General features: G+C 71.4%; 22 protein-coding genes. 12 read left to right on the top strand and 10 right to left on the bottom strand.

Features of this window, described 5'->3' with window-relative positions; translation table 11 throughout:
• Positions 1-40 precede the first annotated feature (40 nt).
• Positions 41-457 carry a chorismate mutase gene (locus ACX80L_RS14330; RefSeq protein ID WP_133080947.1) on the top strand — a complete coding sequence of 139 codons (417 nt, stop codon included), beginning with the start codon at positions 41-43 and terminating at the stop codon, positions 455-457.
• Positions 450-1,478, top strand: a complete 1,029-nt coding sequence (locus tag ACX80L_RS14325) for a uroporphyrinogen decarboxylase/cobalamine-independent methonine synthase family protein (protein WP_459290436.1) — start codon at positions 450-452, stop codon at positions 1,476-1,478. Before ACX80L_RS14330 ends, ACX80L_RS14325 begins: the two co-directional genes overlap by 8 nt.
• A 28-nt stretch (positions 1,479-1,506) precedes the next feature.
• Here ACX80L_RS14325 and ACX80L_RS14320 read toward each other — a convergent pair whose 3' ends face one another.
• From ACX80L_RS14320 to ACX80L_RS14290, 7 genes are all read right to left on the bottom strand, one after another.
• Complete coding sequence (locus ACX80L_RS14320) at positions 1,507-2,175, bottom strand: DUF4166 domain-containing protein (RefSeq protein ID WP_459290435.1); 669 nt, start codon at positions 2,173-2,175, stop codon at positions 1,507-1,509.
• Positions 2,176-2,270: 95 nt separating this feature from the next.
• Positions 2,271-3,563: a DUF58 domain-containing protein gene (locus ACX80L_RS14315; protein ID WP_459290433.1), complete on the bottom strand. Its 1,293-nt coding sequence runs from the start codon at positions 3,561-3,563 to the stop codon at positions 2,271-2,273.
• Between the two features lie 61 nt (positions 3,564-3,624).
• Positions 3,625-4,704: an AAA family ATPase gene (locus tag ACX80L_RS14310; protein WP_133080943.1), complete on the bottom strand. Its 1,080-nt coding sequence runs from the start codon at positions 4,702-4,704 to the stop codon at positions 3,625-3,627.
• On the bottom strand, positions 4,701-5,951 hold the full coding sequence (locus ACX80L_RS14305; protein ID WP_459290431.1) for a DUF4350 domain-containing protein: 1,251 nt from the start codon (positions 5,949-5,951) through the stop codon (positions 4,701-4,703). Before ACX80L_RS14305 ends, ACX80L_RS14310 begins: the two co-directional genes overlap by 4 nt.
• A complete protein-coding gene (locus ACX80L_RS14300; protein ID WP_459290429.1) occupies positions 5,948-6,604 on the bottom strand; it encodes a DUF4129 domain-containing protein in 657 nt (218 codons plus the stop codon). Before ACX80L_RS14300 ends, ACX80L_RS14305 begins: the two co-directional genes overlap by 4 nt.
• A 40-nt stretch (positions 6,605-6,644) precedes the next feature.
• Complete coding sequence (locus ACX80L_RS14295; protein WP_459290427.1) at positions 6,645-7,880, bottom strand: DUF7847 domain-containing protein; 1,236 nt, start codon at positions 7,878-7,880, stop codon at positions 6,645-6,647.
• Positions 7,881-8,067: 187 nt separating this feature from the next.
• A complete protein-coding gene (locus ACX80L_RS14290; RefSeq protein ID WP_459290425.1) occupies positions 8,068-8,220 on the bottom strand; it encodes a hypothetical protein in 153 nt (50 codons plus the stop codon).
• 28 nt (positions 8,221-8,248) lie between these two features.
• Here ACX80L_RS14290 and mtrA point away from each other — a divergent pair, with 28 nt between their 5' ends.
• The 7 genes from mtrA to secA all read left to right on the top strand — a co-directional run bounded on the left by mtrA (position 8,249) and on the right by secA (position 18,684).
• Positions 8,249-8,926, top strand: a complete 678-nt coding sequence (gene mtrA, locus ACX80L_RS14285; RefSeq protein WP_133080939.1) for an MtrAB system response regulator MtrA — start codon at positions 8,249-8,251, stop codon at positions 8,924-8,926.
• Positions 8,898-10,835, top strand: coding sequence for an MtrAB system histidine kinase MtrB (gene mtrB / locus ACX80L_RS14280; RefSeq protein ID WP_459290423.1), 1,938 nt, complete (start codon positions 8,898-8,900; stop codon positions 10,833-10,835). Before mtrA ends, mtrB begins: the two co-directional genes overlap by 29 nt.
• Positions 10,836-10,839: 4 nt before the next feature.
• Positions 10,840-12,576, top strand: a complete 1,737-nt coding sequence (locus tag ACX80L_RS14275) for an LpqB family beta-propeller domain-containing protein (RefSeq protein WP_459290421.1) — start codon at positions 10,840-10,842, stop codon at positions 12,574-12,576.
• Positions 12,577-12,674: 98 nt separating this feature from the next.
• Positions 12,675-13,640 carry a ComF family protein gene (locus ACX80L_RS14270; protein WP_459290419.1) on the top strand — a complete coding sequence of 322 codons (966 nt, stop codon included), beginning with the start codon at positions 12,675-12,677 and terminating at the stop codon, positions 13,638-13,640.
• Between the two features lie 169 nt (positions 13,641-13,809).
• A complete protein-coding gene (hpf, locus tag ACX80L_RS14265) occupies positions 13,810-14,556 on the top strand; it encodes a ribosome hibernation-promoting factor, HPF/YfiA family (protein WP_133080936.1) in 747 nt (248 codons plus the stop codon).
• Positions 14,557-14,648: 92 nt separating this feature from the next.
• Positions 14,649-15,860, top strand: a complete 1,212-nt coding sequence (locus ACX80L_RS14260) for a winged helix-turn-helix domain-containing protein (RefSeq protein ID WP_208741561.1) — start codon at positions 14,649-14,651, stop codon at positions 15,858-15,860.
• 115 nt (positions 15,861-15,975) lie between these two features.
• Positions 15,976-18,684 carry a preprotein translocase subunit SecA gene (secA, locus tag ACX80L_RS14255; protein ID WP_459290417.1) on the top strand — a complete coding sequence of 903 codons (2,709 nt, stop codon included), beginning with the start codon at positions 15,976-15,978 and terminating at the stop codon, positions 18,682-18,684.
• On the opposite strand, the gene ACX80L_RS14250 is transcribed toward secA, so the two are convergent.
• Positions 18,685-19,251: an Rv3235 family protein gene (locus tag ACX80L_RS14250; RefSeq protein WP_459290415.1), complete on the bottom strand. Its 567-nt coding sequence runs from the start codon at positions 19,249-19,251 to the stop codon at positions 18,685-18,687.
• Between the two features lie 113 nt (positions 19,252-19,364).
• Positions 19,365-20,198, bottom strand: a complete 834-nt coding sequence (locus tag ACX80L_RS14245; protein ID WP_459290413.1) for a LysM peptidoglycan-binding domain-containing protein — start codon at positions 20,196-20,198, stop codon at positions 19,365-19,367.
• A gap of 124 nt (positions 20,199-20,322) precedes the next feature.
• Here ACX80L_RS14245 and ACX80L_RS14240 point away from each other — a divergent pair, with 124 nt between their 5' ends.
• Positions 20,323-20,883: a hypothetical protein gene (locus ACX80L_RS14240; protein WP_208741557.1), complete on the top strand. Its 561-nt coding sequence runs from the start codon at positions 20,323-20,325 to the stop codon at positions 20,881-20,883.
• A 76-nt stretch (positions 20,884-20,959) separates the two neighbouring features.
• Here ACX80L_RS14240 and ACX80L_RS14235 read toward each other — a convergent pair whose 3' ends face one another.
• Entirely contained in the window at positions 20,960-21,187 is a 228-nt protein-coding gene (locus ACX80L_RS14235) for a helix-turn-helix domain-containing protein (RefSeq protein ID WP_133080930.1), read from the bottom strand.
• Between the two features lie 182 nt (positions 21,188-21,369).
• Between ACX80L_RS14235 and ACX80L_RS14230 the strand changes: the two genes are divergently transcribed.
• Together ACX80L_RS14230 and ACX80L_RS14225 are read left to right on the top strand one after the other, a co-directional pair.
• Positions 21,370-22,026: an SAF domain-containing protein gene (locus tag ACX80L_RS14230; RefSeq protein WP_459290411.1), complete on the top strand. Its 657-nt coding sequence runs from the start codon at positions 21,370-21,372 to the stop codon at positions 22,024-22,026.
• Positions 22,023-23,333: an AAA family ATPase gene (locus tag ACX80L_RS14225; protein WP_459290410.1), complete on the top strand. Its 1,311-nt coding sequence runs from the start codon at positions 22,023-22,025 to the stop codon at positions 23,331-23,333. The genes ACX80L_RS14230 and ACX80L_RS14225 overlap by 4 nt, the downstream gene beginning before the upstream one ends.
• The last annotated feature ends 3 nt before the right edge of the window (positions 23,334-23,336 follow it).

Raw genomic sequence — 23,336 nt, 5'->3', positions numbered from 1 at the left:
CGGTTTCCGGACGCCCCACGGCTTCTGCTTGACTGGAGTCATGACGCACCCACGCAGCGGCTTCGACCCGGCAGCCAGTTCACTCGCAGGAGACGTGGCCCCCGAGGTCATGGCCGAACTGCTCTCGGTGAGGAGCTCGATCGACAACATCGACGCCACCCTCGTCTACCTGCTGGCCGAACGCTTCAAGGCGACGCAGCGGGTGGGTCACCTCAAGGCCGAACACGACCTCCCCGCCGGTGATCCGCAGCGTGAGGCGGCGCAGATCGCCCGGCTCCGCATGCTCGCGGAGGAAGCGCAGCTGGACCCGGCGTTCGCCGAGAAGTTCCTGAACTTCATCATCTCCGAGGTGATCCGGCACCACCAGGCGATCTCCGAGAACCGCAAGCCCTCCACCGGCCCCGCGGCCGACACGTCCTCGACCGGTGCCGCAGGGGAGCACGGCGTCCATGACTGACGCCGACCGGCGGCCCGTCGGCGCCACGGCTGCCGGTGACTGGCCGGGGACCGATCCCCTCGAGGCGAACCGCGCCGCCCGCGGTGAGCTCGGCGGTGCGAACCTCCCCTTCCTGCCGTCCCTGCCCGGTCGCGGGCCCGGCAGCGACGCCGTCGGGCGGACCCTCGGCATGCTCGTCGAGCTTCCCTTCGACCTGCAGCCGCACGGCTGGCGGCTCGTCCAGCGGCCGGGCCGCGACCAGCGCCGGGCGGAATCGTCCCTGTCCTCCGACATCAATGCCCTCGGCGACATCGCCGGCGCGGAGGAACGCCCCGCGCCCCGCCTGAAGCTGCACCTGCAGGGCCCGCTGTCACTCGCCGCGGGGGTGCACCTGCACAACGGTGAGCGGGTCCTCGTCGACTCCGGCGCGCGCCGCGAGCTCTACGAGTCGCTCGCCGCGGGCGCCGCGGACCTGGTCCGCCGCGTCACCTCGGTGGCGCGGGGAGCAGAGCTGGTGCTCCAGCTCGACGAGCCGGATGCCGGAGCCGTCCTGGCCGGACGCGTGCCCACGGCGAGCGGCTATCGGACGCTTCGCGCGGTCGACCGGCGCGAGGCGACCGAGGCGTGGGACTCCGTGACGGCGTCGGCGATCGCCGCCGGAGCACATGGCACCGTGCTGGCCACCGGCGGCGGCGGCGACGTCGTCCTCGACGCGGCGCGTGCCGGCACGGCGGCGCTGTGCCTGGAGGGTCGGGGGATACCCGATCGCCACTGGGAAGCGCTCGCGGAGGACATCGAATCCGGCCGGGAGCTGTGGCTCGGGGTCCTCGATCCCGCGGCGGACCTCCTCCAGGTCCGCACCCTCGTGGAGTCCGTGCTGGGCCCCTGGCGGCGGGTCGGGCTGCCCGTCACGGCACTCTCGGCGCTGACGGTGACCACACTCCCGGGGCTGTCCCGCCGGGCACCCGCCGACGCCGTCCGGGCCGTCACCCGGATGGCGCAGGTCGCCGACGCGCTGGAGCAGGTGCGGGCGGAGGGCTGATCCGCCCTGCCGACCCTCCCGGACGCCGTCAGACGCGCTGCTCCCAGCGCGCGGGCCGGGCCTCGACGGGCAGCACGCCGTCGAACTCCTCCACGACGTAGTCGAACCGCCCGGCGTACACGAGCAGGGTCCCGAGCTGGCGGTGCACCACGCGGGTCTTGATGCGGAACGAGCCCGCCGCGTCGTCCCACCACTGCTCCACGTAGGCGAGCGCCCCGAGGGCATCGGGCAGCGGGAGGCGCACGCCCGCGAAGACGCGGGTCCGTGACGACACCATGCGGATATGCCCCTCGTCGGTGGCGCTGCAGGCCAGCAGCGTGGCCATCCGGCGGTGCCGGCCCACGTAGTCGGTCAGGATGCCGTCCTGCAGGGACGTGGTGTCCTCGAAGATCCGCAACGCGGTGCCGAAGTCGAGTTCACGCCGCGCGGTGAGGGCCGGGCGCCCGAACGGGTCGACGTGGGGGTAGTTCCGGATGGTGAACGGTACGTCGCCGGCGTACTCGGGGAAGAACGCGTTCTCGAGCGCGGTGAGCCGGAACGCCGGGCGCGCGAACCAGGCCGGGCAGCCGGCGACGTCGAACACCCCGCGCCCGTGGCCCGACAGGCCGCTCTCCGTGGAGAGGCCGAAGTAGTCGCGCAGCTCCGGCTGAAGGCGGCCGAAGTCGCTGCCCATCGCCTCCTGGTAGATCGAGGTCATGCCGCCCACTTCCTTTGCTCGGGCACTCAGTCAACCACGGGGACCACCGGTTGCATGGCGGTCCGGGTGAACCGGGTCGCTCGAGGCGCCCCCGCTCAGAGACGCCCGGCTGCCTTGAGCCTGATGTACGTGTCGGCGAGCAGCGGCGGAAGCTCCGCGGGAACCGCGTCGACCACCTCCGCACCGAGCAGCCGGATCTGGTCCGCCACGGCCGCGCGATCCAGGAGCGCGCGTTCGGCCGCAGCCGCCCGGTAGGTGGCCGCGGCCGTCGAGCGGTCCGCACCCATCTCCTCGAGCCTCGGGTCGCGCACCGAGGCCACGACGACGACGTGACGTCCGGTCAGTCCCGGCAGTGCGGGCAGCAGCCCCTCTTCGACGGCGCCGGAGTCCAGGGACGTCAGCAGCACCACGAGGGAGCGGTGCGGTGAGGCCGCACGCACCTGGGCGGGCACCCGCGACCAGTCCGCCTCGATGAGCTCCGCCTCCAGCGGCGCCATGGCCGTCACCAGGGAGCCCAGGAGGTTCCCCTTCGCCGTCGAGTCGACGCGTGCGCGGACCCTGCGGTCGAACGCCAGGAAGTGCACCTTGTCGCCGCCCCGCTCCGCGAGGACGGACAGCAGCAGTGCCGCTTCGATACCGGTGTCCAGGCGTGGTTCGTCCACGATCCGCGCAGCGGACGTGCGCGAGGTGTCGAGCACGACGACGACGCGCCGGTCGCGCTCCGGCCGCCACGTCCGCACCACGGTGTCGCGCCGGCGGGCCGTGGCCCGCCAGTCGATGGACCGGACGTCGTCGCCCCGGACGTAGTCGCGCAGGGAGTCGAACTCCGTACCGGCGCCGCGGATCTGCACCGCCGACTGGCCGTCGAGTTCACGCAGCCGGCGGAGCTTGGACGGCAGGTGACGCTTTGAATGGAAGGGCGGGAGGACCCGGAGGACGCCGGGGGCCGGGATCGTGACCTGCCGGGCCGCGACCCCGAGCGGACCGACGCTGCGGATGGTGACCGTCTCCACGCGGAGGATCCCGCGCCGGGCCGGACGCAGTGTGACGGCCAGGCGCCGCGCTTCGCCCGGCGGTACGGCCGCGGACTGCTCCGGGTCGACGGCACCGGCCGACGGCTGCCACGCCTCGCGGACGGTGCCGCGCAGCGGTCGGCCGGTGTCGTTGCGCACCACCAGGGCGCTCCGGCACTCCTCGCCGAGACGGACGCTGTCCGGCAGCACCCGGGTGATCCCCACCCGGCGCGGCGAGGCGGCGAGGGCCAGGTCGAGTGACCCGACCGCGGCGAGGAGGGCGGCCCACAGCAGGATCGACGTCGTGCCCGGATACAGGATCACGGGCACGACGCCGAGCAGCGCCAGCAGGACGAAACGGCCGGTGATGACCACGGCGAGCTCCTCTCGGGTCCGGGCAGGGATCCTGCCCGGGACGTGCGTGCGGGGTGCGCCGCTACCGCGGGACGGGGACGGTGCCGAGGATGCCGCCGAGCACGTCGTCGACGTCGACGCCGTCCATCTGGGCCTCGGGCCTGAGGGCGACGCGGTGCCGGAGCGCCGGGAGGGTGAGGGCCTTGACGTCGTCGGGCGTCACGAAGGACCGGCCGGAGAGCCATGCCCATGCACGGGAGGTGTTGAGCAGCGCGGTGGCACCGCGGGGGGACACCCCGAGCTGGAACGACGGGGACGACCGCGTCGCACGGACGAGGTCCACGATGTAGGCCAGCACCTCCGGGGCGATGGCCACGCGGGCCACGGCGGCCCGGGCGCGGTCGACGTCCTCCGCGCCGGCGACGGCCCGCACGCCGGCGGCACCGAGGTCGCGTGGATCGAAGCCCACGCTGTGGCGGCGGATCACCTCGATCTCGTCCTCGCGCCCCGGGAGGGGCACGGTGAGCTTGAGAAGGAAGCGGTCGAGCTGTGCCTCGGGCAGGGGATAGGTGCCCTCGTACTCCACCGGGTTCTGCGTCGCGGCGACGAGGAACGGCGCCGGCAGGCGGCGCGAGACGCCGTCGACGGAGACCTGCCGTTCCTCCATCGCCTCCAGCAGGGAGGCCTGTGTCTTCGGCGGAGTGCGATTGATCTCGTCGGCGAGCAGGATGTTCGTGAAGACGGGACCTTCCCGGAAGGTGAACTCCGAGGTCTTGGATTCGTAGATGAGCGAGCCCGTGATGTCGCCGGGCATGAGGTCCGGCGTGAACTGGACGCGCTTGGTGTCGAGGTCCAGTGCGGTGGCGAGGGTACGGACCAGCAGGGTCTTGGCGACGCCCGGGACGCCTTCCAGCAGCACGTGCCCGTCCGCCAGGAGCCCGATGAGGAGGCCGGTCACGGCCGCGTCCTGACCGACGATCGACTTGCCCACCTCGTCGCGCACCCGCAGGAGCGCGGCGCGCGCGGATCCGTCGTCGGGCACCGCCTGCTGCGGGGCCTCCGGCGCACGGTCCTGGACGCGCGTCCCCTGGTGGGCACCGCCCGCCGTCGTTCCCGGCTGCGCCTCCAGGACACCGTCCTGCCGGTCTGTGGATCGGTTCATGATGGAATCTCCTTCTCGAGGTCGAGGATCTCCTGTGCCCACAGCACAAGCTCGCGGTTCGTGGTCGGTGTGTGGTGGAGCAGTCGTCGCTCGAGCTCGATCCGGGGACGGCCGCCCTGCCGCGAGGCCGCGTCGAGGACCTCCACGGGGGTCGCCGAGCGGTCCACGCGGAGGCGGCGCGCGAGCCGGGCGAGTGTTGCGGCGCGCAGGTTCGCCGCGGCGTGTGCCACCGAGCCGGAATCCTGGTACAGCCGCGCACGTCCCTCCGCGGTCTCGGCTGCACGCACGACGACGGGCAGCGGCTCGGCCGCCAGCGGTCCCAGCCGGCGTCCCCGCCACAGCATGGCCAGGACCGAGCAGGCGAGCAGCCACACGAGCAGGTGGTCGACCCAGGCGGGCAGCAGCGTCAGCGGGTCGATGCCCTCGCCCGAGGCCACGACGTCCGCGCCGGTCGGTTCGTACCAGACCAGCGTCGGGAACGACCCCAGCACCCCGAGCGCGAGGGCCGCGTGGCCCTCGTCCGGCATCATCTCGTTGGACAGGATCCCCGGCGCTCCCAGGACGGCGACGGAACCGTCGGCGCTCGTGACGTACAGTCCGCCCTCCGTGCCGCCGATCGTCGTCGGGAAGCACTCGAGGATGCCGGAGTAGGCCGTTCCGGTCATCGACAGGGTGCCCGCGGCCGTCGCATCGGGATCGGAGCAGTCGGCCTGCAGCCCAGGCTCGTCGTCGCCGAGGTCGAAGGGCACGGCACCGAGCTGCTCGAAGCCGTCGTCGAGGGCCGTGAGCTGGCGCGCGCCCGGCGCGGCGAGGACGGCGAGGTCCGCCTCCTCGCTCAGGTGGGCGACCTGCGCGGCGCTGAGGTACGCCTGGGCGTCATTGAGGAACAGCGTCGCCGGGCCCCCGTCCAGCGCCTCGAGGGCGTCCTCGTAGGAGGTCGCGCGGACGACGTCCACTCCCTGCGCCGCGAGTACCTCCGCCACCGCTCGCGCACCGTCGGGTGCCGGATTGCCGGGGGAGAGGGGGCGGTCGTCCTTCTCGGGTCCGGGCAGCAGATTGAGCAGGACGATCACCGCGAGCACCAGCGCACCGATGATGGCGGGTCGTGCGCGGCGCAGGCGCGACCTCGCCGTGCCGGCTGCGGAGCCGCCGTCGCCCATCACCTCGCCCTGCACGGGATGCGGCTCCGCCGGCGAGCCCGGGAGGACCGCGCCCGGCGCTCCGGGGTCCCTCTCGGTGCGCGTCACCGAGGCGCCGCCGTCGTCGTGGTGCCCGTCGCCCGTTCGGGCCGCTCGGACGACAGCAACCCCTCGATGCCGGCCGCCCGCCGATGGTCCTCTTCCGTGGCCGTGCCGCTGCCGTAGTGGGTCTCGTTGAACAGCTCGGCCAGCCACGCGGCATCGGCCGATCGCGCCGGGAAGGCATCCCCGAGCTGGACGGCGGCCTCGGTCGCCGTCCGGCCGGGCTGTTCCTCGATCACCAGGCGCTCCTCCGCCGAGCGGATGGTGGCACGCAGCAGTTCCGCGACGGCGCCGGTCCAGTCGGCCTCCGCGGCGAGACCGGCGGCGCGGCGGCGATGGTATGCGGCCGAGCGCCTGACGTCGCCGTCGAACACGGCGGCGTCCCGTTTCTTCCCGCGCGCGTTCAGGCGGGGCTTGATGAGCAGGACGGCCACGACGATGACGAGTGCCGCGCCGATCGCGACGACGACCGTTCCCGGGCCGGATCCCAGTCCGCCCATCCCGTCGAGGAGCCGGGCGATGCCACGGAGGAGGTCGCCGAGGATCCGTTCGACGATGGAGGGCTGGGCTTCGACGTAGGCAGGCTTCGCGAGTTCTTCCTGGAGGAGCCGGCGGGCCTCGTCGGCGTCGGGCGCGGGGAAGGGCCGCCCGGTGGTCACCGGCGGCCCCTGCCCGGCGCCGGGGTGGTGCGCGTCGGCATCAGGCGGGCCCCCCGGGCTGGTGGCCGAAAGAGGCGGTGCCGCCGGGGAGGATGTCCGGGTGCCCCGCTCCGGCCTGTTCGTGCTCACGCAGGAGGACGACGTCGAAGCCTTCCCGTCGCATGCGGAGATCGACGTACAGCAGTGCGGTCACGCCCGCCTGGAAGGCGTAGCCGATCGCCGTGAAGAGAGCCGCGATGGCCTGGGTGGCGATCAGGAGCGGGAGCGAGTCCAGGGCATCCGGCGCGGCGGACGCGCTGGAGCTGAAGCCGAAGAAGAGGGACACCGCGAAGGTGAGGGGGGTCGAGATGACGGAGCCGATGATCGAGACGATGATGCTGGTGAGGAGCACGATGCCGAACGTACGCCACCAGTTGCCCCGGGTCAGCTGCCACGAGCGCTTGACGGCCGTCCAGGGCCCGATGCCCTCGAGCATGATGGCCGCGGGTGCGACGGCGAGTTTGATGCCCGCCCAGACCAGTGCCGCCATGCCCGCGAGCACGAGGGGCACGATGACCAGGGCGGAGTATTCCGCCAGGCCGATGATCGCGAGCGCCGAGATCCCGACCACCACCACGAGGCCGACGAGTCCCGCGGCGACGGACAGGAGGCCGAAGCCCAGCAACGGGAGGATGCGGCTGCGGGAGAGGCGCCACGCCTGACCGAAGGAGGTCCGCTGGTTGATCACGGCCCGTGCCAGGGGGATGACGAGGATGCCCTGGAGCACCAGCAGCGCCGCGGCGGACACGATGCCCGCGACGGAGGCGAAGACGCCGAAGCCGGCGAACGCGCCGATGATGCTGTCGGGCGTCGGGTTCTGCGACTCGAACACCTCGAAGGACGACAGGACGTTCCCGAGCATGAGCACGGTCACCAGGGCGACGACGGCCTGCAGCAGGATGGCGATGCCGAAGGTGGCCAGCGGGTTCCTGCGGCAGGCCTGGAAGGCACCGTCGAGGATCTCGCCGAGTCCGAGGGGCCGCAACGGGATGACGCCCGGCTTCGGCGGGGCCTGGTACCGGGGGGCCCGGGGGAAGGGCTGCCCTCCGGAGGGGCCGTTGCCCCAGGGTGCGCCCGGGGCCCCGTAGCCGCCCCAGCCCGGCGCCCCGCCCGACCCCGGTGCGGGAGAGGGGCCGGGCGCACCGAACCTGCCCGGTGCACCCTGGTGCCCGGAGGGATCGGATGGCCGGTCCCACGGGCTGGACGGCGGTAAAGGGGCGCCGGGCTCCTGCGGCATGCCGGGGGCCGGACGGCCGGGCGACTGCCAGGCGGGCCGGTCCTGCCGACGGGGTGCCGACGCGCCGGGGGGCTGCCACGGCCCGGACCGACCCGGGACCGGTTCTCCCGGTGGTCGCGACCGCGGGTCGCCACCGCTCCCGTCCTGCCCCGCGGGAGGTGTCCCGCCGGCCGGCCCATTCGTCGAATCACTCATTGCGCCCCTCCGTCGATGCTGCCGGGACGCATGCGTCCAGCTTCCCCTCCTGCATCATAGTGAGCCGCGCCACCATCGGCAGGAGCCGCACGCACCACGCGTGTGCCGTCCGTCCCACCACGCCGTCGTCGGGGTGGTGGGACATTGTGCGCCGGATGGGACAGTATGGGGGTATGAAGGCTCGCATACTGGTCATCGACGATGATGAGGCCCTGTCCGAAATGATCGGCATCGTCCTCCGCAACGACGGCTTCGATCCGGTGTTCTGCGCCGACGGCGCCGCGGCGCTCGGCGTCTTCCGCTCGTCGCACCCGGACCTCGTCCTGCTGGACCTGATGCTTCCGGGCATGGACGGCATCGAGGTGTGCCGCCAGATCCGGAACGAGTCCGACCTCCCCATCGTGATGCTCACGGCGAAGTCCGACACCTCCGACGTCGTCCGCGGGCTCGAGTCGGGGGCCGACGACTATGTGCCCAAGCCCTTCAAGCCGGCCGAACTCGTCGCCCGTGTCCGCGCCCGGCTGCGCCCGGCGGAGTCGAAGGCCCCGGAGACCCTGCGCATCGGGGAGGTGAGCATCGACGTCGCGGGCCACGAGGTGACGCGGGCCGGCGAGCGCGTGTCCCTGACCCCCCTGGAGTTCGACCTGCTGGTCGCGCTCGCCCGGAAGCCCTGGCAGGTGTTCACGCGCGAACTGCTGCTCGAACAGGTGTGGGGCTACCGCCACGCCGCCGACACGCGACTCGTCAACGTCCACGTGCAGCGGCTGCGCTCGAAGATCGAGCGTGATCCCGAGGCACCCGAGATTGTCCTGACGGTGCGTGGTGTCGGCTACAAGGCCGGACAGGGCTGACGCGGCGGGCGCGGCCGATCGCGCTCCCGGTTCCCCCTTCTCTTCTCCCGAGGTCCCGCGGCCTTCCGTAGCCTCCGGCGTAGGCTCCGCCGACCCCACCGCGTCGGCTTCCACGCCCGCAGCGGCTCCGGGTGAGCCCGTCGCCCTCGACGTGCGCGACGCGCAGGACGGCGACCGGGCGTCCGGCGGCAGGGCTCCCGGCTCGCTCGCCGCCGCCGGTCCCGAGGTCGTCGCACGGCTCCGCGCGGGGCTGGTCCGACTCCGGGCCCTGCTGCGATCGATCGCCAGCCACTGGCGGCGATCCCTGCAGTTCCGGACCGTCGTCGCGACGATGCTCCTGGCATCCGTCTCGTTCGTCGCCGTCGGCGGCTTCCTCTCCAACCAGATCGCGAGCGCGCTCTACGACGAGCGCTTCGACCAGTTCAGCGCGGAGGCCGGTTCCGCCCTCGTCGACACGAAGGCGGTCTTCCGGGACTCCTCGGCGACGGACCGGGACACGACGAGCCGGTTGGTGCTCGATTCCGTGAACGCCCTGGTGGGCAGCGAGACCGATGCGCCGCGGCAGTCGATTTTGGTGCCCATCTCCGGGGAGGGGCTCTTCATCCCGACCACCGTCAGCCAGGACGGCGCCACGGCGGGCATGCTCCCTCCCGACCTCCAGTCGGCGGTCCGCGACGGCCAGGACATCTACTGGGCGCCCATCACCATCCCGGTGACGCAGGACGGCGACCAGGACGCGCCGGGCATCGCCTTCGGGACGCAGGTCCAGCTGCCACCCGAGCGCAGCCCCTACGCCCTGTACGTCTACTACGACCTCTCCTCCATGCAGTCCACGCTCGACTACATCCACGGTGTGCTGTGGCTCGTGGGACTGGTCCTCCTGCTCGTCATCGGTGGCATCACCTGGTACGTGACGCGCAGCGTCATGCTGCCGGTGAGCCACGCGGCGTCGGTGTCGGAGAAGCTCGCGTCGGGTCAGCTGCAGGAGCGCATGGAGGTCAGCGGTGAGGACGAGGTGGCCCGGCTCGGGGCGTCCTTCAACCACATGGCGGGCAGCCTGCAGGACCAGATCACGCAGTTGGCGCAGCTGTCCCAGATGCAGCAGCGCTTCGTGTCCGACGTGTCCCACGAACTCCGGACGCCCCTGACCACCGTGCGGATGGCGGCCGAGGTGCTGCACGATGCCCGGGACGAGTTCAATCCGGTGAACAAGAGGTCCGCGGAGATCCTCTTCGACCAGGTGGAACGGTTCCAGGCGCTGCTCGCCGACCTGCTCGAGATCTCCCGGTTCGACGCCGGTGCAGCCGTGCTGGAGGCCGAGTCGGTCGATGTCGTGCAGCTCGTGCAGCATGCCATCGACGGGGCGCGGCCACTCGCCGAACGGCTCGGCTCGGACCTCCGGATCGTCTCCGCGGAGACCGAGTGCATCGCCGACGCGGACGGACGTCGTATCGACCGGATCCTCCGCAACCTGATCGTCAACGCGCTCGAGCACGGTGAGGCGCGGCCGGTGGAGATCCACATCGCCTGCAATCCGGAGGCGGTCGCCGTGGCGGTCCGCGACCACGGCATCGGGATGACGCCGCTCGAGGCCTCGCGCGTCTTCGACCGGTTCTGGCGGGCGGATCCCGCGCGGGCGCGGACCACCGGTGGCAGCGGCCTGGGCCTGTCGATCGCGACCGAGGACGCCCGGCTCCACCACGCCTGGCTGGAGGCATGGGGCATGCCCGGCGAAGGAGCATGCTTCCGGCTCACCCTGCCGCGCAACGAGGGCGGGGAGCTGACCTCGTCGCCGCTCGCGCTGCCGCCGTCGGGCCCGCCCCGCGCCCTTCCTGCCGGTGGCGCCATGGACACGGCCCCGGCAGAGGATGCCGGGAGTGGAACGAGGGAGAGCAGTGCCAGGAACTAGCACGATGACACGGAACCGGCCCGGCCGTCGGCCCGGTGGCCCGGGTGTGCCGGCGCGGGTCCTCGCCGCACTGCTCGCGCTGTGCTTCCTGCTGGTGGCGGGCTGCTCGGCCATCCCCACGCAAGGACCGGTCGGCGTGATACCGGCGGCCGAGGGTGAGCCGGACGCCGTCGCACCCGCCTTCGATCCGCAGGGTCCCGCGTCCGGCGCGACGCCCGAGCGGATCCTCCGTGACTTCATCACCGCGGGCACTGGTGCGGGCGACGGTTACAGTGTGGCCCGCCAGTACCTGACGCCGGAACTCGAGAAGACCTGGAAGCCCGAGGAGCGGATCGTCCTCTTCCGGTCCGACCCCCGCGTGGAGAAGCGCGAAGCCGAAGGCGTCTACCAGATCCAGTTGGAGACGACAGGCACGGTGGACGGCCGGGGGCTGCGGACCAACAGTGCCGTCCCGGCGACCGAGACGCTGGGCGTGCGCATGGTCCAGGTCAACGGGGAGTGGCGGATCGGTGAGATCCCCGACGGGATCATGCTCGCCCAGAGCAGTGCCCAGGACCTCCTGATCTCGCACGACCTGTACTTCTACAGCAGCAACTACCGCTTCTGGGTGCCCGATGCGCGGTGGTTCGTCCGCAGGACCGGCGTGACCGCGAGGATCGTGGGCGCCATGCTGGCCGGCCCTGCTCCCTACCTGCAGGGCTCGGTGACCAGTGCGTTCCCCGAAGGGGTCACGCTCGCCCGGGACTCCGTCCCGATCACCTCCGGCAGGGCCTCGGTCGAGCTCTCGTCCGAGGTCCTCGAGAACGCCACCGACCTCGGCCTGCAGCAGATGAACCAGCAGCTGCAGGTCAATCTGCTGGGCCTCAACGACGTCACCTCCGTGGAGATGACCAGCGAACGGCCCATCGAGCTCGGGGCGACCTCCGCGGACCTGGTCGTCCCCGAGCTGACCCCCGACGTCGGCGGCGAGCAGGTCGGTATCGCCGGTGGCGAGTTGGTGCGGGTCCGCAACGGCGCCGTCGTACCGATCGAGGGACTGCCCTCCGTCGCCGGGCTCCAGCCCCGTGACCCGGCGGCATCGGTCTCCGGAAGTGCCTACGCCTTCGTGAACGCGGACAGGACTACCCTGTACGTCACCGCTCCGGGCAGCCAGGCACGCAGCGTCGGCAAGGGCAGCGCCCTGACGCAGCCCTCCTTCGACCCGGAGAACTGGGTGTGGACCACCAGGGCCGTCGCGGGACGCCGTGAGGTCATCGCCATCCCGCCGGGTGGGACCGAGGCGAACGCCTCCGTCCTGGCCGCCGGCTGGCTCGGCGACCGGACCGTGGAGGAGCTGCGCGTGTCGCGGGACGGGTCCCGCGCGCTGGTCGTCACCGAGCGGGGCGGAACCAGTGAGGTACTGCTGGCCGGCATCATCCGCTCCACCGAGGGCGTGCCGCAATCGCTCACCACGCCGCTCACGCTGCCGACCGACGGGACCGTCGACACGGCGAAGTGGGCCGGCCAGAGCACGATCGTCGCGTCGTCGACCGGCGCGGACGAGGAGGCCACCCCGGTCATCCTCCAGCTCGACGGCGAGCAGGAGACCATGGCCGCACTCGACGGGGTCCTCGGCATCAGCGCGGGCTCCGACGCTGAGGACACCTTTTACGCGCAGGCCGGCAGCACCCTCTACCGGCGCATCGGCAACAGCTGGGTGGACGAGCAGCTCCAGGTGCTCGACCCAGCCTTCCCGGGGTAGGGCCTTCCCCGGGGTAGGTCCGGCTCCCCCCGGGGAGGGATGTCCACATAGCGGGAACCGGCCTTCGCCCGCCGGCGCCGGGGTGATGGCATGGGCCCATGCGAGCTGCCGTCCTCTCCCCGGTCCTGGACAGGCTCGTCTTCGGACGGACCTGCCGGCGGCTCGCCCGCGCCGTGTCCGCCTTCGGTGCCCTGCTCCTGCCGTCGTCATGCGTGCTCTGCGGCGCGTGGGACACGTCGCTGTGCGGCGGGTGCCTCGCGGCGTTCCGCAGGGCGACGGCGCGTCCCTTCCGCGCCGACGACGGCGCGGAGTCGCTCCCGGACGTCGAGCTGGGCGCGCCGGGGGAGAACGGGCGCCTGCTGCCCGGGCCGAGCCACGGACCGCTGCCCGTACTCGCCGCTGGCCGGTACGGCCGTGCCGTGTCGGTGGTCCTGCTGGCCTACAAGAACCACGGCCACGTCGACCTGGCCGCACCCGTCGGGGCAGCCCTCGCGGGCGTCCTCCACGAAGCGGCCCGTGCCTTCCGGGTCCCGGAGCCTGCCGGGGCGCAGCCCGTCCTGGTCGTCCCGGTGCCGACCCGCCCGTCGTCCCGACGGCGGCGCGGCTACGATCCGCTGATGCTCCTCCTGTCCAGGCTCGACCGTGCGGGACACCTGCCCGCCTCCGCGGTCCTCGCCCCCTGCCTGCGGCAGGTCCCGCAGTTCGCGAGGTTCGCGGCCACCGTCGGACAGGGCGGCATCCCCTCCCTCCCGGCGGCGCTCGCAGGGGTGCGGTCGGGGTGGGGCGGCGGGCAGAAGGGCCTCGGCCGACGGCGGCGCCGTACGAATGTGCTGCACACGATGGAGCTGCCCGCACGCAGCCGGGGTGCCCTGGCCGGGAGGGAGTGCATCATCGTCGACGACGTGCTCACCACGGGTGCGACCATCGGGGAGGTCCACCGTGTACTGGTGCTCTCCGGGGCGCGCGTGCTCGGCGCGGCCGTCATCGCCGCCACGTCCTCGCCGGTCGGGGACGCCGCCCGACGCGTGCAGGTGCCCCCGGCCGTGCCACCGATGGTGTCCTGAGAGGCGGCCGTCAAGCCACCGCAAGTTTCGGAGCACCAAGGGATGAATAACGGACAGTCGTGAACTACCGTGAAGTACGGGTACCAGACAGTGACGACACGTACCCGTCGGCGGTGGCTATGCATCTCGCCAGGCCGCCGTCGTGTCACCTAGTGATGTGGAGGGCACCATGGAATTTGTGATCAATGGTCGGAACCTGGCGGTATCGGACCGTTTCCGTGAGTACGCGACGGAGAAGATCGACAAGATAGAGCAGCTCGGCGACAAGGTACAGCGCGTCGACGCGAAGATCACCAAGGAACCCAGCGCACGCATGGCGGACACCTCGCTCACGGTCGAGCTGACCGTCCTCTGCAAGGGCCCGGTCGTCCGGGCCGAGGCCTCCGCCGCCGACAAGTTCGCCGCCTTCGATCTCGCCTACGGGAAGCTCCTGGAGCGCCTGCGCCGGGCCCGCGACCGGCGGAAGGTCCACCACGGCCGGCACACGCCCGTGGCCGTCAGAGTGGCCACGGCCGACCTCGAACCGGCGGATCCCGCGCAGCCCATCTATCTCGAGACGCCGGTGATCGAGCCGACCTCGCACGAGCCCGTTCCCCAGCCCGCGACCGAGCCCGAGGACGTCGACGCCTACTCCACGCCGGACGACGTCCCTGCCGGCGACTCTCCCGTGCTGATCCGCCGCAAGGTCTTCTCGGGTACTCCCATGACGCTCGATGACGCGGTCGACAACATGGAACTGGTCGGCCACGCCTTCTACCTCTTCGTCGACTCGGCGACGGGCGCACCGTCCGTGGTCTACCGGCGGCAGGGCTGGACCTACGGCGTCATCACCCTCGATTCGAAGTGCGCCGAGGGGACCGAGGAACCCCATGAGGAACTCCTCGCCTACCGGGCGAAGGAAGCAGCGTCAGCCTAGGAACGACCACCCCCGCGCCGGCTCCCGCCGGTCGCGACGACCGATACGGAACTGCCCCCGCCCTGCGCGGGGGCAGTTCCATGCAGGAGCCCATGCCGAACCTCACCACCGCACAGGCCCGGCGCATCGTCCTCGCCGCCCAGGGCCTGCACCGCCCCCGTCTCCGGGCGCCGTCGTCCCGCCGCGCCGTGAACTCCGCCGTCCAGCGCCTGCAGGTCCTCCAGATCGACTCGGTGAACGTCCTCGCCCGATCGCACTACCTGCCCCTGTTCTCTCGCCTCGGCTCCTACGACCGCAAGGACCTGGAAGACCTCTACTCCACGGGACCCCGCACGCTGGTCGAGTACTGGGCGCATGAGGCGAGCCTCGTTCCCCCGGCGTTGTTCCCACACCTGCGGGTATGGCAGCGGCGCACCTGGATGGGAGCGGCCGGCGTGCCGGACGCACTGCGCCAAGCTCTCGAAGCCGCCATCCGCGAGCTCCTCGACGAGGGGACGCCGCTTCCCGCCTCGGAGATCCAGCGACTCCTCGGAGCGGACACGACACGTCCCGAGGACGGCTGGGGGTGGCGGTGGACCGCAGCGAAACGGGTCCTCGAGGATCTCTTCGCGCGGGGCGAGGTGGGATCGGCGGGACGGACGGCCCAGTTCGAACGCCTCTACGCGCCCATCACCCAGGTGCTTCCCGATGCGTCTCTCGCCACGGCGGGACCGGACCGGACCGACGCCCTCGCCGTCCTGGCCGAGCGCGCGCTGGGAGCCCTCGGCGTCGCACCCGCCCGCTCGGTCGCCGACTACTTCCGGACACCGGTCCGGGAGACACGGGCCGTCCTCGACGGGCTCGCGGGCGCCGGTGTCGTGGAGACCGTCGTCGTCGACGGAGGGACGGAACCCTGGTACCTGCACCCGGCGGCGGCCCTGCCCCGCCAGGCCAGGGGCAGGGCGCTCCTGAGCCCGTTCGATTCCCTCGTCTTCGAGCGCGACCGGCTCCATAGGCTCTTCGACGTCCACTACCGCATCGAGATCTACACCCCGGCGGAGCGGCGCATCCACGGCTACTACGTGCTGCCCTTCCTGCTCCGCGACACCATCGCGGCCCGGGTGGACCTCAAGGCCGACCGGACAACGAAGCGCCTGCTGGTCCGGGCCAGCCACGTCGAACCCGGCGCCCCCGGGGACACCGCCGCCGAGCTGGCCGACGAACTGCGCCTACTCGCGCAGTGGCTGGGCCTGGTCGAGGTCGTCGTGGAGGATCGCGGGAACCTCGCGCCATCACTCGCCGCTCAGGTCGGCACGCTACTCTGAGCGGACACGCGGTCCCGCGCCGCCGGGCAGGGACGCAGGGAACGGGATCCCGAACGTCCCTCACGTAGACTAGATACGCCATCTTTGGGCAGCATCAGATTGGGAGCAGATACCAGTGCCATCACTTCTTGAACGAGTACTACGCACCGGCGATAAGAAGACACTGAAGCGACTCCGCAACTATGCCGACGCGATCAATGTCCTGGAGGACGAATTCCGCGGGATGACCGACGCAGAGTTGCGCGGTGAGACCGATCGGCTGAAGAAGCGCCACGCGGACGGCGCCACCCTCGACGAGCTGCTGCCGGAAGCCTTCGCCGCCGTGCGCGAGGCGTCGAGCCGCACACTCGGGCTCCGCCACTTCGACGTCCAGCTGATGGGCGGAGCCGCCCTCCACCTGGGGAACATCGCCGAGATGAAGACCGGAGAGGGCAAGACCCTCGTGGCGACCGCCCCGGCCTACCTCAATGCGCTCACGGGCAAGGGCGTCCACGTGGTCACCGTGAACGACTACCTGGCCGAGTACCAGTCGGACCTCATGGGCCGCGTTTACCGGTTCCTCGGGCTGACCAGCGGCTGCATCCTGTCCAAGCAGGATCCGGCCACCCGCCGGGAGCAGTACGCGGCGGACATCACGTACGGCACGAACAACGAGTTCGGGTTCGACTACCTGCGCGACAACATGGCATGGAGCGCCGCGGAGCTGGTGCAGCGCGGCCACAACTTCGCGATCGTCGACGAGGTCGACTCGATCCTGATCGACGAGGCCCGCACGCCCCTGATCATCAGCGGTCAGGCCTCCGGCGACGTGAACCGCTGGTACAACGAGTTCGCGAAGGTCGTCCAGAAGCTCTCCGTCGACACCGATTACGAGGTCGACGAGAAGAAGCGCACCGTGGGCGTCCTCGAGGACGGCATCGAGAAGGTCGAGGACTACCTCGGCATCTCCAACCTCTACGAGTCCGCGAACACGCCGCTGATCGGGTTCCTGAACAATGCCATCAAGGCCAAGGAGCTCTTCAAGCGCGACAAGGACTACGTGGTCCTCAACGGCGAGGTCATGATCGTCGACGAGCACACCGGACGCATCCTCGCCGGCCGGCGCTACAACGAAGGCATGCACCAGGCCATCGAGGCGAAGGAGGGCGTGGAGATCAAGGCTGAGAACCAGACCCTCGCGACCGTCACGCTGCAGAACTACTTCCGCCTCTACGACAAGCTCTCCGGCATGACCGGAACGGCCGAGACCGAAGCGGCCGAGTTCATGTCCACCTACAAGCTCGGTGTGGTGCCCATCCCCACGAACAAGGACATGGCACGCAAGGACCTGTCCGACCTCATCTACAAGAACGAGGTCGCCAAGTTCGACGCCGTCGTGAAGGACATCGTCGAGCGCCACGAGAGCGGACAGCCGGTCCTGGTCGGTACGACGAGCGTCGAGAAGAGCGAGTACCTGTCCAAGCAGCTCGCGAAAGCGGGCGTCCGCCACGAGGTGCTGAACGCGAAGAACCACGCGCGCGAAGCCGCGATCATCGCGCAGGCCGGCCGCAAGGGTGCCGTCACCGTGGCCACGAACATGGCAGGCCGCGGCACCGACATCATGCTGGGCGGCAATGCCGAGTTCAACGCCGTGGCGGCCCTCGAGAAGCTGGGGCTCGATCCCGCGGACAACCCCGAGGAGTACGAGGCCAAGTGGCCCGACGCGCTCGAAGCCGCGAAGGGAGCGGTCAAGGCCGAACAGGACGAGGTCCGCGAGCTGGGCGGCCTGTACGTGCTCGGTACGGAGCGGCACGAGTCGCGCCGCATCGACAACCAGTTGCGCGGACGGTCCGGACGCCAGGGCGACCCCGGCCGGTCACGCTTCTACCTGTCGCTGACGGACGACCTCATGCGGCTGTTCAACTCCGGAGGCGCCGAGCGCATCATGAACAGCGCCACCATGCCCGACGACGTCGCCCTCGAGTCGAAGCTGGTATCCAAGGCGATCGAGAACGCGCAGGGCCAGGTCGAGGGCCGCAATGCCGAGCAGCGCAAGAACGTCCTGAAGTACGACGACGTCCTGAACCGCCAGCGCGAAGCGATCTACGGCGACCGCCGGCGGATCCTCGAGGGCGGCGACCTCAAGGAGAAGGTCCAGTTCTTCCTCGAGGACGTCATCACCGCGATGGTCGACGAGGCGACGGAACAGGGCCACGGCGACGACTGGGACTACGAGGTCCTGTGGACGAACCTCAGGACGCTGTACCCCATCACGCTGACCGCCGACGAGGTCATCGAGGAAGCGGGCGGCAAGTCGAAGCTGACGCGCGACTTCCTCCACGACGAGATCCTCTCCGATGCCAAGCTGGCCTACCAGGCGCGTGAGGAGGCCCTCGGCGAGCAGACGATGCGGGAGCTCGAGCGCCGCGTGGTCCTCTCGGTGATCGGCAGGAAGTGGCAGGAGCACCTCTACGAGATGGATTACCTCAAGGAGGGCATCGGCCTCCGCGCGATGGCCCAGCGCGACCCGCTGGTCGAGTACCAGCGCGAGGGATTCATCCTGTTCCAGGCCATGATGGAGTCGATCCGCGAGGAGAGCATCGGGTACCTGTTCAACCTGGACGTCGAGGTCTCCGCCCCCGCGCAGACCGGGCTCCCGGGGGTCACCGACGGACGCGGCGTCGTCCAGGCTCCGACCATCAAGGCCGCGGGGCTCGACGCACCGGCGAAGCCGGCCACCCTCAACTTCACGGCGCCCAATGCGCAGGGCGACGCCGAGATGCACGTGGAGCGCAACAAGACGCAGCCGGCTGCGGCGGGCGGCAAGAAGGCCCGGAAGAAATAGTCAGCCGATCTCCAGGGCGGTCACCCGCCACGCCCCGCGCCGTAGCTCTATCCGAAGAGCGACGGCGCGGACGCGTTTCTGGTCGAAGGCGACCACCGACGCCTCGAAGACGCCCGGACCGACCGGACATACCCTCGCCGAGCGGACGACGATGTGCCGGTGTGCGCTCGCCGCGGGCAGGCCCGCAGGGGACGCCTGTGCAATGCCCACGCATCGGACCAGATTCGTCCTCAGCTGCAGCCGTTCGTAGTTCTCCTGATCGAGCCACCGCGCCATCTGCTGCAGCGGGCGTGATCCGCCGAGCACCTCGAGGGCGCCCTGGGCGACGGACCGGGCGATGCCCGAGATCCTGCGGGACAGCTCCTGGTCCTCAGCGGAGACTCGGTCGCTGCGGGCAGAAGGACCACCGGGGAACGAATCGGGCGCGGTCCCGATCCCGGGCCGCAGGGGTATCACGGGAGCCGGCACCGCGGGCTGTCCCGGCGGTGTGAGGAGCGGACGCGGAGCTCCGCTGACCTGGGCGAGCTGCGCTGTCGGACTGCGGTGGAGCTGGGTCGTAGCTGGCATGGCGGATCCTTTCCTCGGACGGGTACCAGGACGTGCTGATCGACCGGCTGTGCGTCGCCGGGACGGGCGGCTGATCCGGGTCGGCCGTGCCGCGATGGCCGATGCGGCGGAGTTCAGGGGAACGGGGCGTGCAGGACCTGGCCGGGCAGAAGGAGCGATGGATCGTCCCCGATGACCGAACGGTTCGCGGCGAACCAGCCCGGCCAGGCTTCTGCGACGTCCGCCGCGGTCGCGAGCGGTCCGAGCCTGGCCGCGACGATCGACCAGAGCGAGTCCCCGGGTGCGACGACGACCTCGGCCGCGCCGACCGGCGCCCTCGTCGCCGGTCGGACCAGGAGGCTCCCGTCGGCCGGCATCGGCGCCGGCTCCCAGCTTGGCGGGACCGGGGACCCGGGTGGCTGCCCCGTCTGCTGCCCGTCCGCGACGGCGGGGGAGGGGGTCGGCACCCAGTAGGGCGAGATCCCGCCCTCGGTGTCGCCTGCGGTATCGCCTGCGGTGTCGCCTGCGGTGTCGCCTGCGGTGTCGCCTCGGGTGTCGGTGCCGGGCAAGGAAGCCGCAGGAGGTGCGCCGGTCACCGTCGGGCCGCCGACGTCGGACGCCGTGCCGCCCGGTGCTGCAGAGGCCATGGCAGGCAGCGCGAGGAGGTTGATGCCGAGCAGGACGGCCGCGAGACGGCGCATGACCGGGGGAGCGCATCCCGCAGCGAGGTCCGCGGCGGCCGGCCGGCCGTGCCTGCGCAGGAGTTCGGCCAGGACGGCGGCTCCGAGCGCGAGCACCCACCATGCGAGGATGACCACCCCGAGCGCGGCCAGGCCGATCCCGAGCGTACTCTCCAGCCTGGAGATGCCCGACGCCGGCCGGGTCCGGAGCAGAACCGAACCGGCGCCGGCCAGCACCATGCCGCACACGAGGATGATGCCTGCCTGGACGGCTGCAGAGGTTTTCATCGGCTCGATCCCTTCCTCGTTCGTGTCAGTTTGATACAGTTTGGTGCTGTTTGTCTACAACTGATTCTCTGGATGTTCAGTGCTGAAGGTTGACCCCTGCAGCACTGCGACCTACCGTGGGGCGATGCGCTGGGATGCCCTGTTCGCCGACCTCGAATCGCAACTGCACGCGGTGGCCTCCGCCCAGCAGGAGAGCGAGATCCGTGAACGCACGCGCGGGGAGCAGGCCCGCCTGACACTGGTGCAGCGCCTGTCGGGGCAGGTCGGGCGACAGGTCGGTGTCTCCACGCGAGGAGGCCGCTCGGTCACCGGGGTCCTCACGAATGTCGGCGCGCAATGGCTCGCCCTGGCCGTGGAGGGACGGTCGGTCGTCGTGCCGCTGCCCGCCCTGCGGACCGTCCGGGCGTCCGGCCGTGCGGTCGGCCAGCCCCTGTCGGGGATCGAGGCAAAGCTCGGGCTGGGGCCGGTGCTGCGCGCCCTGTCCCGGGACAGGGCCCAGGTGGCACTGTGGGTGACGTCCGCGGATTCCGGCTGCTTCGGCGTGATCGACCGGGTGGGCTCGGACTTCCTGGAGTTGGCGCTGATCCCGCGTGGGGACGAACGACGCGCCGCAGAGGTCCGCGAGGTGCTGACGGTGCCCTTCAGCTCCATCGACACGCTCGAGTCGGAGTCGTCCATCGAGTAGCGGCGCGCCCGTTGCCGGCACGACACGCGGAAGGCCCTGCGGCCGGTGGTCCCGTCCCCGTCGTGGGGGGAGGAGATCAGGCGAGCGGAGTGCTCCCCGCCTCGCTCCTCAGCGCCGACGCGGTCCTCTCGTACGCCTGCGCGATGTACTCCTCGAGGACGCGCGTCTCCACGCGCCACTGGCCCCGCCCCCCGACCTGGATCGCGGGCAGTTCACCGGACCGGACAAGGGCGTATGTCTGGGACGCACTGATGTTGAGCACCTCGCCCACATCGGCGAGGGTGAGGAAACGCCGCTCGGCCACGGGTCCGCCTTTCCTGGTTGTTCCGGTATGCGTCCAGTGTGCCACCGGGCCCGGTCGCTGATCCGGATTTCCACAGTTTGTCCCGTTTCGGGGCCGACCGGTTCCCTTGGTGGTTCCCGTACACAACAATTGCTGCCAGGAGGGGCCGTCCGCCGGGCGGCACAGGTTCTCTGGGGGCGACAGTGAGTAGTGACGCACGCGTGGTGCACCTGCAGGGTGAGGCCCCGCGGCTGAAGAAGCCGTCGTGGAAGGACCCGCGCCTGCTCATCGGACTGATGCTGGTGCTCGCGTCGACGGCCGGGGTCATCGCGCTATTGGAGAGTCAGGACAGCACCACGGAGGTGTACGCGGCACGGGAGGACATCCCCGTCGGCTCCGCCCTGTCGCTCGAGGACGTCGTCGCCGTGCCGGTGAATCTCGGGGACTCCGCCTCCGCCTACCGGCCGGTCGACGAGGGCTTTCCCGACGATGCCGTCGCGACGAGACTCATTCCGCAGGGTGAACTCATCCCGGCGTCCGCGATCGGCAGCGCCGATGACCTCGATCGCAAGCCCGTCGGCCTCACCGTCGAGGATCCGCTGCCCTCCGGTACCGCCGCCGGTGACAGGGTGGACGTCTGGGTCTCCCTCCGTGCGGACACGAACACGTACGAGGAGCCGCGGTTGCTGCTCGAGGCCGCCGAGATCGCCGAGCTGACCGTCGGGGAGTCGGCCCTGGGCGGAAGCGCGTCGACCCTCGTGCAGGTCCTCGTCGAGGACGCCGCCATGCCCCAGTTGCTCGACGCGCTCTCCAACGAGGCCCGGATCGCCGTCGTCCTCGATCCCGGCGCCGGATCGTGAACATCCCCGTCCTCACGCTCGGGCCGGCCGCGAGCGCATGCGTCCCCGGGCTCGAACGCCTGAGGGGTCCGGTCACGGTCGTCCGCCGGTGCGAGGAGCTCGCCGAACTCGTGGCCGCCTGCCAGTCCGGTCTCGCACGCGCCGTGATCATCGCGTCCGGCGCCGTCGAGCTCACCGCCTCACTGGTCGACCGACTGCGGTTCGCGGGTGTCGTCGTCGTCGTGCTGACCGACGGGTCACCGGAGGGTCCGGCGATTCTCGACGGAGCCGAATACGTCGCCGCATCGGTGGACCCCGCTGCACTGGCAGAGGCAGTGTCCCGGGCGGTCGACAGGTTCGACGCCGGATCTGCCGGTTCTCGGGGATCGCTCGCCTACGCCGACCCGCGGGAGGTGCCCGACGTCGCCGTCCCCGTGCCGGCCGATCCACCGCAGGCGCCCGGGGACGGACGGATCACGGCGGTCTGGGGGCCACCCGGCGGACCGGGTCGCACCACGGTGGCCCTGAACATGGCGGCCGAGCTCGCCGCGGCGGGAAGGTCGGTCCTGCTGATCGATGCGGACACGTACGGTGCGAGCATCGGTGCCGCGCTGGGGCTCCTCGACGAGTCGGCGGGGCTCGCCCAGGCCTGCCGGATCGCGGACCAGGGCGGCTTCGACGGTACGGCCCTCGCCAGGATCGCCGTGAACGTGGCCATCAAGGGCGGCCGGCTCAGGGTGCTGACGGGCATCACGCGGCCCGACCGCTGGCCCGAGCTGCGCCCGGCCGCCCTCGGTCAGGTCCTCGAGGCCGCCCGATCGATCGCCGACGTCACGATCGTCGACTGCGGATTCTGCCTGGAGACGGACGAGGAGCTGAGCTTCGATACACTCGCACCCCGCCGCAACGGTGCAACGCTCCGTTGCCTGGACACCGCCGACTCGGTCATCGCCGTCGGGGGAGCGGACGCGGTCGGCGTCCCCCGCCTGGTGAAGGCGCTCGCCGAACTCGCGGACGTGGTGCCGACCGCCGCACCGCGCATCGTGTTCAACAAGGTGAGGGCCACGGCCGTCGGCCGGGCACCCGAGAACCAGCTGAGGGAGGCATGGGAGCGCTTCGGACCGGCGGCGGGGATCTCGGCCTTCCTCCCCGTGGACTACGCGGCCGTCGACCAGGCGCTCCTCGCGGGTACGGCCCTGCTCGAGACGGCACCGGCCTCGCGGCTCCGGCTCGCGATCGCCGAACTCGCCGAGGTGCCCGTCGCCGGGAAGCGGAGGGGCGCCGGGACAGAGACCCGGCGACGTGAAGTTTTCCGGCAACCCCGATAGGCT

Source organism: Arthrobacter sp. MDT1-48-3, assembly GCF_054511015.1.
Note: the sequence above shows the minus strand (reverse complement) of the source record. Positions and strands in the feature narration are given on the sequence as shown.

Excerpts from the sequence above, each read along its gene's own strand:
- ACX80L_RS14330 (WP_133080947.1), top strand. The coding sequence starts at position 41 with ATGACGCACCCACGCAGCGGCTTCGACCCGGCAGCCAGTTCACTCGCA.
- ACX80L_RS14325 (WP_459290436.1), top strand. The coding sequence starts at position 450 with ATGACTGACGCCGACCGGCGGCCCGTCGGCGCCACGGCTGCCGGTGAC.
- ACX80L_RS14320 (WP_459290435.1), bottom strand. The coding sequence starts at position 2,175 with ATGACCTCGATCTACCAGGAGGCGATGGGCAGCGACTTCGGCCGCCTT.
- ACX80L_RS14310 (WP_133080943.1), bottom strand. The coding sequence starts at position 4,704 with ATGAACCGATCCACAGACCGGCAGGACGGTGTCCTGGAGGCGCAGCCG.
- ACX80L_RS14295 (WP_459290427.1), bottom strand. The coding sequence starts at position 7,880 with ATGCCGCAGGAGCCCGGCGCCCCTTTACCGCCGTCCAGCCCGTGGGAC.
- ACX80L_RS14290 (WP_459290425.1), bottom strand. The coding sequence starts at position 8,220 with ATGTCCCACCACCCCGACGACGGCGTGGTGGGACGGACGGCACACGCG.
- mtrA (WP_133080939.1), top strand. The coding sequence starts at position 8,249 with ATGAAGGCTCGCATACTGGTCATCGACGATGATGAGGCCCTGTCCGAA.
- ACX80L_RS14275 (WP_459290421.1), top strand. The coding sequence starts at position 10,840 with ATGACACGGAACCGGCCCGGCCGTCGGCCCGGTGGCCCGGGTGTGCCG.
- ACX80L_RS14270 (WP_459290419.1), top strand. The coding sequence starts at position 12,675 with ATGCGAGCTGCCGTCCTCTCCCCGGTCCTGGACAGGCTCGTCTTCGGA.
- hpf (WP_133080936.1), top strand. The coding sequence starts at position 13,810 with ATGGAATTTGTGATCAATGGTCGGAACCTGGCGGTATCGGACCGTTTC.
- ACX80L_RS14260 (WP_208741561.1), top strand. The coding sequence starts at position 14,649 with ATGCCGAACCTCACCACCGCACAGGCCCGGCGCATCGTCCTCGCCGCC.
- ACX80L_RS14250 (WP_459290415.1), bottom strand. The coding sequence starts at position 19,251 with ATGCCAGCTACGACCCAGCTCCACCGCAGTCCGACAGCGCAGCTCGCC.
- ACX80L_RS14245 (WP_459290413.1), bottom strand. The coding sequence starts at position 20,198 with ATGAAAACCTCTGCAGCCGTCCAGGCAGGCATCATCCTCGTGTGCGGC.
- ACX80L_RS14240 (WP_208741557.1), top strand. The coding sequence starts at position 20,323 with ATGCGCTGGGATGCCCTGTTCGCCGACCTCGAATCGCAACTGCACGCG.